Raw genomic sequence first — 13,464 nt, 5'->3', positions numbered from 1 at the left:
CATGCGCTACCCGCCCCGCCCGACGCTCCGACTGACCGGCATCACCCTCGCCCTGTGCTCCGCCCTGCTCCTTACGCTCGTCGCGGTGAAGTGGCGTCCACTGATCGACGTCGACGAGCGGATCGCCCGGACCACGCATCGCCGGGCGGTCGCGGACCACGGCCTGACACATACGTTCCGCATCCTGACGGACTGGGTCTGGGACCCGCTGACCCTGCGCCTCGTGTGTGCGGCCGCCATGGTGTGGCTGGTGTGGCGCCGTTCGGCATGGTGGACGGCGCTATGGCTGGCGGCCACATGTGCGCTGGGCACCCTGTTCCAACAGACCCTGAAGGCACTGGTCGACCGCCCCCGCCCGGTATGGCCCGACCCCGTCGACTCGGCCCACTACGCCGCCTTCCCCTCGGGCCACGCCATGACCGCCACGGTGGTCTGCGGCCTGCTGCTGTGGCTGCTCCACGACTACGGGACCGGACGCGCTGTATGGCGTACGGCCATGATCTTGGCCGTGATCTCCGTTACGGGTGTGGGACTCACCCGTGTGTGGCTGGGCGTGCACTGGCCGTCGGATGTGGTGGGCGGGTGGATGCTGGGGGCGTTCGTGGTGGTGGGGGCTGTGGGGGTGTACGAACGGTGGGGGTCAGCGCGGCCGGGGATCTGAACGCCGCGCCTCAGTGAGCATGTGACGCGTGCCGGGGGCGCCGACGCGCTGGGCGCACAGGCAATCGACCAGGCCGGTGTCGGCCGCCCCGCCGCATGGAATGTCGCTGCGTAAGATCACCGCATGAATGCCGTCCTCTTCGACTTCTCCGGGACCCTCTTCCGTATCGAGTCCACCGAGTCCTGGTTGCGTGCCGTGTTGCGTGAGACCGGAATCGCCTTGCCGGAACCGGAGTTGGTCGAGGCGGCGCGGGCACTGGAGGCGGCGGGGGCGATGCCGGGTGGGGCGCAACCGGAGCGGTTGCCCGAGGAGTTCGCGGAGGTGTGGGCGATCCGGGACGAGAGTTCCGCGCTGCACCGGGCCGCGTACACCGGCGTCTCGCGCCAAGTCCCGCTCCCCGAACCGGCGTTGCACGACGCGCTGTACGACCGGCACATGACGCCGGCCGCGTGGACGCCGTACCCGGACACGGAGGACGTGCTGCGGACCCTGCACGAGCGCGGGATCGGCGTGGGTGTGGTCAGCAACATCGGCTGGGATCTGCGGCCGGTGTTTCGCGAGCACGGGCTCGACCCGTATGTGGACGCGTACGTCCTGTCGTACGAACACGGCATTCAGAAGCCGGACCCACGGCTGTTCACCGTCGCCTGCGAGGCCCTCGGCGTCGACCCGAAGGGCGTGCTGATGGTCGGCGACGACCGGCGGGCGGACGGCGGGGCGGCGGCGCTCGGGTGCGGGGTGCACTTCGTGGACCACCGGTTGGTGACGGAGCGGCCGGACGGTCTGCGACCAGTGCTCGAACTGGTCGGACAAGGGCGGGAGCAGGGCGGGCTTCGGGGCTGACCCAGTCAGTACGCGCGAGCACCCTCGAATCAGTACGCGGGGACACCCGGATCAGTGCGCGGGGGCACCCGGAACAATCGTCAATTACAGGTTGACGATGAGGGATCGTCAATTTAAAGTTGACGCATGAGCCCACTCGACATCAGCCTCGCCGATCTGATCGCCCGTCTCGACGAGGAGCTCCCCGACACCGACGAACTGGCCCGCGTCAGCGAAGCGCGACTGCGGGCCCAGACCCTGTCCGACCTCGGTGACCAGCTCATCGACCACTACGTCAGCAAGGCCAAGCAGGTCGGCGCGTCGTGGACCGAGATCGGCGACGCCATCGGGGTGTCCAAGCAGGCCGCCCAGCAACGCCACACACCCGGACCCTTCGAGCGGTACACCAACCTGAACCGGCACAGCATCGTGCTCGCACAGGAGGCCGCCCGAACGCACCGGCACGACTCCATCGGCACCGAACACCTCCTGCTCGGCCTGCTCGGCGAACCGCGGGGCCTGGCGTACGAGGTGCTGGTGGCGAAGACCGAGTCGGAGCAGCGCGTCCGCGCCGCGATCGAGGAAGCACTGCCGCCGGCCGGCGAGAAGATGCTGCGGGGTCACATCGCGTTCCGGCCGGAGAGCAAGGAGGCCATCGGGCAGGCCCGCCGCGCGTCCGCCGACCTCGGCCACGACTGGGTCGGCACGGAACACGCGCTGCTCGGCCTGATCCGTGTCGAGGAGAGCCCGGCCGCGCAGATCCTGCGCGGCCTCGGCTTCACCTCGGACGAACTGCACGAGACGGTCAGGGCCGAGATCGCCAACAGGCTTGCCGCGCGCGGCAATTAGCGACGAAACGCCCTGTGGCCACGGAGCACCGGGCCGCCGCGACCACCTCACCCGTCATCTCACGTCACCCCTGATACCCCTCCACCTCGGACTCCGGCCGCACCCGCGCCTCGTCCGGGTTCTCCCCGAACTCCACCTTCGCGCGGCGCTGGCGCAACAGGTCCCAGCACTGGTCGAGTTCGCGTTCCAGCTGCCCGAGGCGCTGATGCTCCGTGGCGCTGTCGATCGCGCCGGACGCGACGGCCTCCCGGAGCTTGCGCTCGTCGTCGACCATCTCGTTGATCCGCGCGAAGATCTGCTGGTCCTGCTCCATGCCCGTGCGCCTCCTCGGCTCGACACCCGTGCCCACTCTAGGGACGGATCACGTGCCGTGCGACAGATGTGCGAGAAGGCGGCGCCGGACGCCGGTTCAAAAGTCGCCCAAGGAAACCATTGGGGTGAAAAGGAGCCGCCCGCCTGAGACGATCCCCCGCGTCGCCCCAGACGGACGGCAGCATGCGCCAGGCCCCCTCGACGGGAGACCCGGACGTCCTGAGTATAGTTGGCTGATAGCCAGTCAACGCAGGAGTTACAGCATGTCCCCGCGAAGCGCATCGGTCAATGAAGAGTTGCGCAGGCGTTCCCGGGAACGGCTCCTGCACGCGGCCGTGGAGCTGGTCAGCGAGCACGGCTACGAGGCCACGACCTTGGGCGACATCGCGGACCGGGCCGGTTCGGCGCGCGGCCTGGTCTCGTACTACTTCCCCGGAAAGCGCCAGCTCGTGCAGTCCGCCGTGCACCGTCTGATGCACCGCACGCTGGAGGAGGCCCTGGAGCGCGAGCCCCGGACCGACGACGGGCGGGAGCGGATGGCGCGGGCCATCGACGCGATTCTGGGCCTCGCGCACGACCGGCCCGTGCTGATGCGCCAGCACATGGCCGGACTCCTCCAGGGCGAGGGCTTCGTGCAGTGCCCGGAGCAGCGGCGCCTGTCCGAACTGCTCGGGCAGACGATCGCGCGGTACGGCTCGGGGAACGTCCCCTCCGACTACCCGATGCTGCGCGCGCTGCTCATGGGCGCGGTCTACTCGGCGCTCGTGCCCGGGGTGCCGATGTCGATCCCGGTGCTGCGCACCGAGTTGTTCCAACGGTACGGACTCGACTGGGAGTTGGGGATACCGCCGGAGTCCGCCGCGCGGGCCGGAGCGGCGCCCGACCCGGACCTCTCACGGTTCTTCGCGACGGACGACAGGTCCACGCTCCCGCCCATTTCCCCACCCACGCCCGGGAGTTCGGCCGACGACCGGCCGACCAAGCCCTCCGACGCGTAACTACCCCACTCAGCGCCGAGCATGACGGGGCGTCAAAAACCCCGCGTCCCGCGCCTGCGAGATGAGCCGGAGAGACCGGCGCCGACTGTGTCCCGTCGCGCACATCACCGCGAGGACGGGATCAGCTCCCTCCTCCTGCGCGGCCCGGTACTCCTGGGCGATCTGCCATCGCCCCTCGATGCCACGCGGCCAGGCCGGCCGCGCCCGGCGCGCTCCGCCCGACTCCGCCCACTCCTCCCCCTCCACAGGAGCCGGCTCCACACCGCACGCCTCGAAGAGCGGCCCCTCAAGCCAGTCGGCCAGCACCGTCAAGTCGTCGAGGGACAGGGCAGGTTGGGCCCGTACGTCCTCGACGGAGACGGTCTGCTCGCACACCACGGCGAGCGCGTCGACCCGGGCGCCGTCGGGAAAGGCGAGCCGGACATGGAACCACGAGGTGGCGCCGTCGTGCTCCTGCACTTCCCACGCGGGCCACACGGACACCGCCCCGTCCGACGGAGAGCGATCAGAAAGATTAACGAAGGATGCTTCTAGCACATACGCAACGTAACCGCATGATCACATTCCATACGAACGGACACGCGCGCCCCCAGCGCGTACGGGTGCGTTCGGCACCCTGTCAGCGGAGCACCGGCGGTGCGATCCTGGACGCGTCAGTGGTCTGGCGAAAGTGCGTTCTCCTGTGTGCCTGACGGGTGAGGAGTTCCGCCGTGCTGCGTGTCGCCGTCGTCGGTTCCGGGCCGAGCGGGGTCTACACCGCCCAGAGTCTGGTCCAGTTGGAGCCCGGGGTGCTGGTCGACGTCCTGGACCGGCTGCCGTGCCCGTACGGTCTGGTGCGCTACGGCGTGGCACCGGACCACGAGAAGATCAAGTCGCTGCAGAACAATCTGCGGGCGGTCCTGGAGCACGGGCGGGTGCGGTTCCTCGGCGGGGTGCTCGTGGGACCGGGCGGGCCGTCCGCCGCCCGGCTGCGGGAGTTGTACGACGCGGTCGTGTACTGCGTCGGTGCCGCCACCGACCGCCACCTGGGGATTCCCGGCGAGGAGCTGCCGGGAAGCTGGTCGGCGACCGAGTTCGTGTCCTGGTACAGCGCCCACCCGGACTCCACGGCCGACGGTTTCGTGCTCGGCGCACGCTCGGCCGTGGTCATCGGCGTGGGCAACGTCGCGGTGGACGTCACGCGGATGCTCGCGCGCGGCGCGGCCGAGTTGAGCCGTACCGACATCCCGCAGGCTGCGCTCGCCGCACTGGCGGCGAGCGGGATCACGGACGTCCACATGGTCGGCCGACGCGGCCCCTCGCAGGCCCGCTTCACCACCAAGGAGCTGCGTGAACTGGGCGGCCTCCCGGACACCGAAGTGACCGTGGATCCGGCCGAGTTGGCGCTCGACCCGGGCTGTCTCGACCCCTCCGCCCTGCCCGGCGCCCAGCGCCGCAACGTGGAGGCACTGCGCAACTGGTCCGCACTCCCGCCCCGGGGCGCCCCACGCCGTATCCACCTCCGCTTCTTCCTCCGTCCCGTCCAACTCCTGGCCGAGACGGGGCGCGTGGGCTCGGTCCGCTTCGAACGCACCGCGCCGGACGGGCGGGGCGGAGTGGTCGGCACGGGTCGATTCGAGGAGATCGAGGCGCAGTTGGTGCTGCGCTCGGTGGGTTATCGCGGGGTGCCGCTGGACGGGCTGCCGTTCGACACGGAGCTCGGCACCGTGCCGCACCGGGCAGGCCGTGTCGTACGCGAAGGGCGGACCGTGCCCGGCGAGTACGTGGCCGGCTGGATCAAGCGGGGCCCGACCGGCGTCATCGGCACCAACCGCCCGGACGCCAAGGAGACGGTGACGTCACTGCTCGCGGACGCCTCCACGGTCGTAGCGAAGGAGCTCTCCGAAGATCCCCTCGCCGTGCTGCGCGCGGAGGGGATCGAGCCGGTCGAGTGGGGCGGGTGGGAGGCCATCGAGCGGGCCGAGGCGGAGTTGGGGGCCTCGCTCGGGCGGGGTGGTGTGGTCAAACTGCCGGACTGGGACGCCCTGCTGGCGGCGGTACGCGGGACGCACACCTAGCGGTATGTGGGGCGCGCACATAGCAGCTGGGCAAGACACATGGCGGCAACAACCCAGAAATCAACAAACTGTTCAAGGCGCCTACGGTCTCGAACTGTTCGCACATTCCTCCCCTCTCCGCCGCTCAGGAGTGCCCATGGCCACGACCACACCCGTGCATCCCGTCGACGAGGTTCCACCCGTCCGGCAACTGGCCGCCTTCGGACTCCAGCACGTGCTCGCGATGTACGCGGGCGCGGTCGCGGTGCCGCTGATCGTGGGCGGGGCGATGAAGCTGTCGGCCGCCGACCTGGCGTATCTGATCACCGCGGACCTGCTGGTGTGCGGGATAGCCACCCTCATCCAGTGCATAGGTTTCTGGCGGTTCGGCGTACGGCTGCCGATCATGCAGGGCTGCACGTTCGCCGCGGTGTCGCCGATGGTGCTGATCGGTACGACGGGCGGCGGACTGCCCGCGATCTACGGCTCCGTGATCATCGCCGGCCTCGCCATCGCGCTCCTGGCCCCCGTCTTCGGCAGGCTGCTGCGCTTCTTCCCGCCGCTGGTCACCGGCACGGTGATCCTGATCATCGGTCTGTCGCTGCTGCCGGCGGCGGGCAACTGGGCGGCCGGCGGGCAGGGTGCGAAGGACTTTGGTGAGCCCAAGAACATCGCGCTCGCCGCGTTCGTGCTCGCGGTCGTCCTCGGTGTGCAGCGGTTCGCGCCGGCGTTCCTGAGCCGGATCGCGGTGCTGATCGGCATGGCCGTGGGGCTGGTGGCCGCGGTGGTGTTCGGGTTCACGGACTTCAGCGGGGTCGGGGACGCCGACTGGGTCGGCATCAGCACCCCGTTCCACTTCGGTAGGCCTACCTTCCACGCCTCGGCGATCGTGTCGATGCTGGTGGTGGCGCTGGTGACGATGACCGAGACGACCGGTGACCTGATCGCGGTCGGCGAGATGACCGACCGCAAGATCGAGCCACGTTCGCTCGCCGACGGGCTGCGCGCCGATGGCCTGTCCACCGTCCTCGGCGGCATCTTCAACACCTTCCCGTACACGGCGTACGCCCAGAACGTCGGCCTCGTCGGCATGACCCGGGTCCGCAGCCGCTGGGTCGTCGCGGTCGCCGGTGGCATCCTCGTCGTCCTCGGCCTGCTGCCCAAACTGGGCGCGGTCGTCGCGGCGATACCGGCGCCGGTGCTCGGCGGCGCGGGTCTGGTCATGTTCGGCACGGTCGCCGCGAGCGGTCTGCGCACCCTGACCCAGGTCGACTTCAAGGACAACCACAACCTCACGGTCGTCGCCGTCTCGGTGGCCGTGGGCGTGCTCCCGGTCGGGGTGCCGACGATCTACGCGCAGTTCCCGGACTGGTTCCAGACGGTGATGAACAGCGGCATCAGCGCGGGCTGCCTGACGGCGATCGTGCTGAACCTGCTTTTCAACCACCTTCCGGCGAAGGGGAGTTCGGCGGCCACCAGCACCGCGGCTCCCGTCGGCGCTGTCGCGGAGGAGCCGGTCGTCTAGGGTCCGTCCGTCCGGCGGATCCGGTCGCGGACGCGGGGCGTGGCACGCACGACGGCTCGCTCACCGGTACCGATGCGGCACCACCGAGGCCCTGCGCCCTGACCAGCGCAGCAGTCCGGCGGGGACCGTCGCGGCCAGCACCCCGTACCCCGCCGGATTGAGATGCAGCCAGTCGCCGACCTGGAGGGACGGGAGCAGGCGGCGCGGGTCGGCGGGATCGCGTACGGCGCGGTCGAAGTCGAGCACCGCGTCGAAGCAACCGGCCGTGCGGATCCAGGAGTTGACCGCCCGGCGGGAGGACTCGCGTTCGCCCGCCGGGTCGTCGTAGGTGTTGCCGCCGAAGGGGAGCAGGGTCGCGCCGAAGACGCGGATGCCCTGGGCGTGGGCGCGGACGACGATCTGGCCGTACGCGGCCAACAGGTCTTCCGTGACCCGGTGTTGGGCGGCGGGGGTCGCGTCGGCGGTGCCGATGTCGTTGACGCCCTCGAAGACGATGAGGCGGGTGACTCCGCTGCGGGAGAGGACGTCGCGGTCGAGTCGGGCGAGGACGTTGGGGCCGAGTCCGTCGTTGAGGACGCGGTTGCCTCCGGCCGCTTGGTTCAGGATCGCCACGGACGCGGAGGCGGGGTGGGCGCGGAGGCGGTCGTAGAGCTGGTCGGGCCAGCGGTCGTTGGCGTTGGTCGTGGAGCCCCGGCCGTCGGTGAGCGAGTCGCCCAGGATCGCTACGGCCGTGGTGGCGCGCGGCGCCAGGACCTCGACGTCGCTCAGCAGGTACCAGTGGTCAACCGGGGTCGCCCCGGGCAGCAGGTCCTGGTCCTCGGTGCGGTCGCCGGTGCGGAGGTACGACGTCGTGCGCGAGCCCGGGTGCGAGGTGAGCGCGAGCGAGGGCTGGCCCGTCGCCAGGTAGGTCGTCACGGTCAGGACGGACGCTGCACGCAGGTCCAAGTCCAGCGGGTCGGAGACCAGTTGGGCACCGACGGGGACGGTCGCCGATCTGCGTCCGGCGAAGGTGACCGGTCTGCTGCTGCCGGCAACGATCGCGCTCGCTCCCGCCCTGCCGTCCTGCGGGAATGCCAGCGTCACCGCGGTGAGCGGGAGCGGGGTGTCGCCATAGGCGTTGGAGAAGCGCAGGCGCGGCTTCCGCCCGCCGGTGGTGATGCGGAGTGTCTGGCGCAGAGTGGTGTCGACGAGGACCGAACTGGTCCCGGTGAACGGCACCGGTGGCAGGTTGGCGGGCTCGGTGAGCTGGGGCATCGCCGTCCAGGTGTTCACCCAGTGTGCGGCGGGAGGGGCCGAACTCCCTTGGGCATGGGCTGGGTTGGTGGCGACCAGGGCCGACAGTGCTGTTGTCGTCGTGGCGACGATCGCGGTCCGTCTCGTGGGTTGCACGGAACCTGCCTTCCTCTGCCGGGAGTTGGGGGCGAGGGTGCACACCGGAGGTGACGGGCGCGCACCCTGGACAGGGTCAACCGACCGTGCAGGCCGTCCCGTTGAGCGTGTAGGCCGTCGGTGCCGCGCTGTTGCCGGTGTGGTTCGCCTGGTAGCCGATGGTCACGCTCGCGTTGGGCGCGATCGTGCCGTCGTACGACGCGTTGGTGGCCGTCACCGTGCCGGAGGCCGGGGTGTACGTGGCACCCCAGCCGTTGGTGATGGTCTGCCCGGCAGGCAGGGTGAAGCCCAACTGCCAGCCGTTGACGGCACTTGTACCGGTGTTGGTGAGCGTCACGGAGGCGGTGAGGCCGGTGTTCCAGGCGCTGGTCGTGACGGTCACCTTGCAGGGGCCGGTCGAGGGCGGGGGTGTGGTGCCGCCGCCGCTCAGGCCGAAGAAGGTGAGGACGCGGGCGCCCATGCCGTAGGTGTAGAGGTTGTGGGTGACGCCCTGGAGGCTGATCGCCTCGACGGGGGCCCGGTCACCGGTGGCGCCGTAGCGGGTGCGGGTCCAGCCGGTCGCCGGGGAGTCGGTGGCGGCCGGGGTCTGGCTGACGCCCAGCACGTTGGTCCACTGTTTGATCTCCTCGCCGAAGTTGGGGTAGCGCAGCGTGTCGTCCGCGGTGCCGTGCCACAGCTGCATGCGGGGACGCGGGCCGGTGTAGCCGGGGTCGGCGCCCCGGACCAAGTCGCCCCATTGCTGCGGGGTTTGGATGACCGTGCCGTTGGCGCAGGCGGTGTTCCACTCGGAACCGTCGGTGGTCGCGAAGCAGCCGAACGGCACGCCGGCGAAGGCGGCGCCCGCCGCGAACACGTCGGGATAGTCGCCGAGCAGGACGTTCGTCATCATCGCGCCGGAGGAGATGCCCAGGGCGTAGACGCGGGAGGTGTCGGCGGAGTAGGTGCCGGTCACCCAGTCGACCATGGACTTGATGCCCACCGGGTCGCTGCCGCCGTCGCGGTGCAGGGCCTGGGGCGAGGAGACGTCGAAGCACTTGCTGGCGCGGGTGACCGACGGGTAGACGACGATGAACCCCAACTGGTCGGCCAGCGAGGCGTATTCGGTGCCGGAGTACATCGCCGGGCCCGATCCCCCGCAGTAGTGCACGGCCACGACGATCGCCGGGTGCGCGGTGACCGTGGCCGGGACGTACACGTACATCTGCAGGTTGCTGGGGTTGGCGCCGAAGCCGGTGACCTCGGTGAGGGTGGCGGTGGGGACGGCCTCGGTGCGGGCGGCGGCCGGGGGCGCCAGGAGCGTCAGGGCCGCGAGTAAGGGCACCAGCGCTCCGAAGAGGGCGACGAGTACCGAACGCGGCGGTTTTCTGGCGGACTTGAGGGTGTCGGCGGCTGTGGGGCGCACGTCATCGTCCCTTCCTGATCGCGGCTCGTGCGGCATCTTTCGGGGAGAGCAATCGGCATCGTGGCATGGACACGGATGTCATGGAAGCGCTCCCACGCTTCGAATAGTTTCTGCACAAGCGTTGACTAGAAAGCGCTTGCACCCTACGTTCCGTTCAGAAGTGTGACCGCGCGGTCCCTCACGGCGTACGCCGTTCACGTACACGATCACCCCACTCCCCCGGAAGGGACGCACCCGCATGCGTACTCGCCCCCCACATACACATCCGCGACGATCAGTTCTGGCGGCGGTCGCCCTCGCCGCGACAGCCGTGCTCACGCTCCCCCAGTCCGCCTCCGCGGCCGACGCCTCGCCGGTCGGTTTCGGTGCCGGGACGACCGGTGGCGGGAGCGCCACGGCGGTCACGGTGTCGACGCTGGACGCCTTCAAGTCGGCGGTCACCGGCAGCAGTTCGAAGGTGGTCAAGGTCAACGGCCTGATCTCGCTGAGCGGTCAGGTCGACATCGGGTCCAACACGACGGTCCTGGGCGTCGGTTCGGCGTCCGGGTTCACCGGTGGCGGGCTGCGCCTGAAGAAGGTGACGAACGTCGTCGTCCGCAACCTGAACATCAGCAAGCCGGTCGCACCCGCCGACGGCATCACCGTGCAGGCCTCGACGAAGGTGTGGATCGACCACAACGCCTTCTCGTCCGACCTCGACCACGGCAAGGACTACTACGACGGCCTGCTCGACATCACCCACGCCTCCGACTACGTCACCGTCTCCTGGAACACCTTCAAGAACCACTACAAGGGCTCGCTCGTCGGCCACAGCGACAACAACGCCGGCGAGGACACCGGACATCTGCGGGTGACGTACCACCACAACTGGTTCGACCAGGTCAACTCCCGTATCCCCAGCCTGCGTTTCGGCACCGGGCACTTCTACGACAACTACGTCGTCGGCGCCGAGACGGCCGTGCACTCGCGCATGGGCGCCCAAATGTTCGTCCAGAACAACGTCTTCCGGGACACCGAGGTCGCCGTCACGACGAACCGGGACAGCGACGTGGACGGCTACGCCAACCTGTCCGGCAACGACCTCGGCGGAGCCGCCACCGAGATCTCGCAGGTCGGCACGTTCACCAGCCCGCCGTACAGCTACACCGCCGAGCCCGCCTCGACCGTCGTCACTTCGGTGACCGCCGGCGCGGGCACCGGAAAGCTCTGACCACTCCCCCACCTCGGAGAAGGAATCGGGACATGACTTCTTCCGTACGACCGCGCGTACTGACCGGCGCGCTGACCGCCTTCGGCCTCTCCGTTGGCATGATCATGGCATCCGGCGCCCTCTCGCCGGCCAGTGCCGCCACCTGGCCCACCGCGAGCGGCAGCCAGGCGGTGACCTCGACGATCTCGGTCTCGGGCACCAAGGACTACGGGATGCTGCGCCTGTACGGCAGCGGTGACCTGGGCACGGGCAGCCAGGACGAGGACCAGGGGCCGATCCTGGAGTTGGCCGCCGGTGCCGTCGTCAAGAACGTCATCATCGGCTCGCCCGCCGCCGACGGCATCCACTGCCTGGGCAGTTGCACGCTGCAGAACGTCTGGTGGGAGGACGTCGGCGAGGACGCGGCGACCTTCCTGGGCTCCTCGTCGTCCAACGTGTACACCGTGTCGGGCGGTGGTGCGAAGGAGGCCAGCGACAAGGTGTTCCAGTTCAACGGCGCCGGGACGCTCAACGTCTCCAAGTTCGCGGCGCAGACCTTCGGTACGTTCGTCCGCTCGTGCGGCAACTGCAAAACGCAGTACAAGCGCACGATCAACCTCAACACCATCGAGGCGACCTACAAGGGCAGCCGGATCGTCGGCATCAACACCAACTACGGTGACAGCGCGACCCTGAAGGCCATCACGATCGTCGGGGACACCAGCAAGAAGATGATCCCCTGCCAGAAGTACATCGGGAACAACACGGGCGCCGAGCCGACGACCAATGGCACGGGCGCGGACGGCACTTACTGCAAGTACGCGTCGTCGGACATCACCTACAAGTGAGCCCCCCACGGTGACGGCGGCCGTGCGAAGCGTCCCCGCACGACGCTTCGCACGGCCGCTCCGGCACGAACTCAGCCCGGCAGGACGGCCGTTGGCCTCATGCCGAGCCACTGCTCGGCGTCCCACGCCTCGAACCGCTCCACCTCGGTGAAGCCGAGCTTCGCCGCGAGGCGCATCGAACGGCCGTTGGCGGTCTGGGTGGTGAGCACCACCGGCTCGCCGGGAAGGACGCCGTCGAGCCAGTCGAGTGCAGCCGCGCACGCCTCGGCGGCGTATCCGAATCCCCACGCACGCGGCAGGAACAGGTAGCCGAGATCAACCTTCCCGTCAGCGGACGGGCGGATGTGTCCGGTCGCTCTCCTGAGCAGGATCAGGCCGATCATCGCCCCGTCGAGCTCGACGACGAGGCTTCCGGGCCGGTGCTCGGGCACCTCGGGCGTCTTGCGCTCAAGTTCGTCACGCGGGTGGGGACCGCCGAGGTAGGTGTGCACCTCTGCGGAGGCGAGCAGTTCGATGAACGTCGCTCGGTCCCGCGCCTCGGACCCACGGAGCACGAGCCGTCCGGTTCCGATCGGCTCGGGCGGCCAGTCCGCGAGTCCCAGATCTTCCATCCGCGCACGCTAACAGACCGTCAAACCGGCCTGGCGAAGCGGCCTATACCGGGTTCCCCAGCGTGTTCGCGATCAACTCCCGCCGATGGCGCGTGTATTCGGTGCGCAGAGCCGCGCCCGGCCAGTCGGCGGGCAGGAGTTCGGGGGGCAGGACCGGGTCCGCGAGCAAGTGCCTTACGGCGGCGGCGAGTACGGTGAAGCGGTCGGCCGGGTGGTCCGCGGTGGCGGTGATCCGGTCGAGCAGCGCCTCGGCCGCCTTCGCCCAGGCCTCAAGTGGCCATAGGTCAGCCGCCAGTTCGCGGGCGGGTTCCTCGGGGCGGGTGGTGAAGTGCCGGGCGACCGCGCCGAGTTCGTCCGGTCGGGGTCGTAGCAGATTGGCCGGGCGAAGCCAGACTCCCTCGCGGAGTTCCGCGAGCCGGAAGGCGGTCAACTTGCCGCGCAGGTCGGCGCGTTCGGCGGGGCCGCGGCCGGTCGCGGTGACGACGGTCATCTCCCAGTCGCCGCCCCAGGGGCGGGTCTCGGGGTGTACGGCGGCGTCCTGGCGGCGCTGGCGTTCCAGCAGGCGGTCGCTGAGCCGGTAGACCGCGTCCGTGCTCCGCAGGTCTCCGGCGGCCACCATCCGGCTGAGCGCGGCCCGCAGCGTGGAGCCGGCGACCCCGAGCGGTTCCACGGCGCGCAGCAGATTTCGCACGGGCAGCTCGGGCGGGTGCGTGCCCAGCAGCAGGCTGAGGACGACCGACCGCGCGGACAGCGGGCGCAGGTCCACCTCGCCGGGCCCTTCTGACACGTTCATCCGCATGGCCTCGTACTCTACGTGGCGAT

The 13,464-nt window shown here is 69.9% G+C and carries 14 protein-coding genes; 8 read left to right on the top strand and 6 right to left on the bottom strand.

What is annotated here, in order from left to right; genetic code table 11:
- Position 1: 1 nt before the first annotated feature.
- The 3 genes from OG226_RS42915 (at position 2) to OG226_RS42905 (ending at position 2,332) form a co-directional block, all read left to right on the top strand.
- Positions 2–661 (top strand): phosphatase PAP2 family protein, encoded by a 660-nt coding sequence (locus tag OG226_RS42915; protein ID WP_329352118.1) that lies wholly within the window; start codon positions 2–4, stop codon positions 659–661.
- 123 nt (positions 662–784) lie between these two features.
- Positions 785–1,504, top strand: coding sequence for an HAD family hydrolase (locus tag OG226_RS42910; RefSeq protein ID WP_329352117.1), 720 nt, complete (start codon positions 785–787; stop codon positions 1,502–1,504).
- Between the two features lie 126 nt (positions 1,505–1,630).
- Positions 1,631–2,332 (top strand): Clp protease N-terminal domain-containing protein, encoded by a 702-nt coding sequence (locus tag OG226_RS42905; RefSeq protein ID WP_329352116.1) that lies wholly within the window; start codon positions 1,631–1,633, stop codon positions 2,330–2,332.
- 64 nt (positions 2,333–2,396) lie between these two features.
- On the opposite strand, the gene OG226_RS42900 is transcribed toward OG226_RS42905, so the two are convergent.
- The gene (locus OG226_RS42900) at positions 2,397–2,645 is read right to left on the bottom strand and encodes a DUF2630 family protein (RefSeq protein ID WP_033278377.1); all 249 of its coding nucleotides are present in this window, start codon (positions 2,643–2,645) and stop codon (positions 2,397–2,399) included.
- A 262-nt stretch (positions 2,646–2,907) separates the two neighbouring features.
- Here OG226_RS42900 and OG226_RS42895 point away from each other — a divergent pair, with 262 nt between their 5' ends.
- On the top strand, positions 2,908–3,642 hold the full coding sequence (locus tag OG226_RS42895; protein WP_328684963.1) for a TetR/AcrR family transcriptional regulator: 735 nt from the start codon (positions 2,908–2,910) through the stop codon (positions 3,640–3,642).
- A 9-nt stretch (positions 3,643–3,651) separates the two neighbouring features.
- On the opposite strand, the gene OG226_RS42890 is transcribed toward OG226_RS42895, so the two are convergent.
- Positions 3,652–4,125 carry a DUF6214 family protein gene (locus OG226_RS42890; RefSeq protein ID WP_329352115.1) on the bottom strand — a complete coding sequence of 158 codons (474 nt, stop codon included), beginning with the start codon at positions 4,123–4,125 and terminating at the stop codon, positions 3,652–3,654.
- Between the two features lie 227 nt (positions 4,126–4,352).
- On the opposite strand from OG226_RS42890, the gene OG226_RS42885 reads away from it, so the two are divergent.
- Together OG226_RS42885 and OG226_RS42880 are read left to right on the top strand one after the other, a co-directional pair.
- On the top strand, positions 4,353–5,699 hold the full coding sequence (locus OG226_RS42885; RefSeq protein ID WP_329352114.1) for an FAD-dependent oxidoreductase: 1,347 nt from the start codon (positions 4,353–4,355) through the stop codon (positions 5,697–5,699).
- 136 nt (positions 5,700–5,835) lie between these two features.
- Complete coding sequence (locus tag OG226_RS42880; protein ID WP_329352113.1) at positions 5,836–7,203, top strand: nucleobase:cation symporter-2 family protein; 1,368 nt, start codon at positions 5,836–5,838, stop codon at positions 7,201–7,203.
- A gap of 60 nt (positions 7,204–7,263) precedes the next feature.
- On the opposite strand, the gene OG226_RS42875 is transcribed toward OG226_RS42880, so the two are convergent.
- Positions 7,264–8,592 (bottom strand): SGNH/GDSL hydrolase family protein, encoded by a 1,329-nt coding sequence (locus tag OG226_RS42875; RefSeq protein WP_329352112.1) that lies wholly within the window; start codon positions 8,590–8,592, stop codon positions 7,264–7,266.
- Between the two features lie 76 nt (positions 8,593–8,668).
- Positions 8,669–9,994 carry an extracellular catalytic domain type 1 short-chain-length polyhydroxyalkanoate depolymerase gene (locus OG226_RS42870; RefSeq protein ID WP_329352111.1) on the bottom strand — a complete coding sequence of 442 codons (1,326 nt, stop codon included), beginning with the start codon at positions 9,992–9,994 and terminating at the stop codon, positions 8,669–8,671.
- A gap of 238 nt (positions 9,995–10,232) precedes the next feature.
- On the opposite strand from OG226_RS42870, the gene OG226_RS42865 reads away from it, so the two are divergent.
- On the top strand, positions 10,233–11,204 hold the full coding sequence (locus OG226_RS42865) for a pectate lyase family protein (protein WP_329352110.1): 972 nt from the start codon (positions 10,233–10,235) through the stop codon (positions 11,202–11,204).
- A 32-nt stretch (positions 11,205–11,236) separates the two neighbouring features.
- Positions 11,237–12,031 carry a pectate lyase gene (locus OG226_RS42860; protein WP_328684956.1) on the top strand — a complete coding sequence of 265 codons (795 nt, stop codon included), beginning with the start codon at positions 11,237–11,239 and terminating at the stop codon, positions 12,029–12,031.
- Between the two features lie 71 nt (positions 12,032–12,102).
- Here the strand turns inward: OG226_RS42860 and OG226_RS42855 are convergent, their stop codons facing one another.
- Positions 12,103–12,642: a GNAT family N-acetyltransferase gene (locus tag OG226_RS42855; protein WP_329352109.1), complete on the bottom strand. Its 540-nt coding sequence runs from the start codon at positions 12,640–12,642 to the stop codon at positions 12,103–12,105.
- Between the two features lie 43 nt (positions 12,643–12,685).
- On the bottom strand, positions 12,686–13,441 hold the full coding sequence (locus OG226_RS42850; RefSeq protein ID WP_329352108.1) for a PaaX family transcriptional regulator C-terminal domain-containing protein: 756 nt from the start codon (positions 13,439–13,441) through the stop codon (positions 12,686–12,688).
- Between the last annotated feature and the right edge of the window lie 23 nt (positions 13,442–13,464).

It is taken from the genome of Streptomyces sp. NBC_01261 (genome assembly GCF_036226385.1).
In the GTDB taxonomy this organism is placed as follows: Bacteria; Actinomycetota; Actinomycetes; order Streptomycetales; family Streptomycetaceae; genus Streptomyces.
This window is presented reverse-complemented; position numbering and strand designations above follow the sequence as displayed.

Bases quoted from the DNA above. Each gene is read 5' to 3' on its own strand.
- OG226_RS42915 (WP_329352118.1), top strand. From the start codon at position 2: ATGCGCTACCCGCCCCGCCCGACGCTCCGACTGACCGGCATCACCCTC.
- OG226_RS42910 (WP_329352117.1), top strand. From the start codon at position 785: ATGAATGCCGTCCTCTTCGACTTCTCCGGGACCCTCTTCCGTATCGAG.
- OG226_RS42905 (WP_329352116.1), top strand. From the start codon at position 1,631: ATGAGCCCACTCGACATCAGCCTCGCCGATCTGATCGCCCGTCTCGAC.
- OG226_RS42900 (WP_033278377.1), bottom strand. From the start codon at position 2,645: ATGGAGCAGGACCAGCAGATCTTCGCGCGGATCAACGAGATGGTCGAC.
- OG226_RS42895 (WP_328684963.1), top strand. From the start codon at position 2,908: ATGTCCCCGCGAAGCGCATCGGTCAATGAAGAGTTGCGCAGGCGTTCC.
- OG226_RS42880 (WP_329352113.1), top strand. From the start codon at position 5,836: ATGGCCACGACCACACCCGTGCATCCCGTCGACGAGGTTCCACCCGTC.
- OG226_RS42865 (WP_329352110.1), top strand. From the start codon at position 10,233: ATGCGTACTCGCCCCCCACATACACATCCGCGACGATCAGTTCTGGCG.
- OG226_RS42860 (WP_328684956.1), top strand. From the start codon at position 11,237: ATGACTTCTTCCGTACGACCGCGCGTACTGACCGGCGCGCTGACCGCC.
- OG226_RS42855 (WP_329352109.1), bottom strand. From the start codon at position 12,642: ATGGAAGATCTGGGACTCGCGGACTGGCCGCCCGAGCCGATCGGAACC.
- OG226_RS42850 (WP_329352108.1), bottom strand. From the start codon at position 13,441: ATGCGGATGAACGTGTCAGAAGGGCCCGGCGAGGTGGACCTGCGCCCG.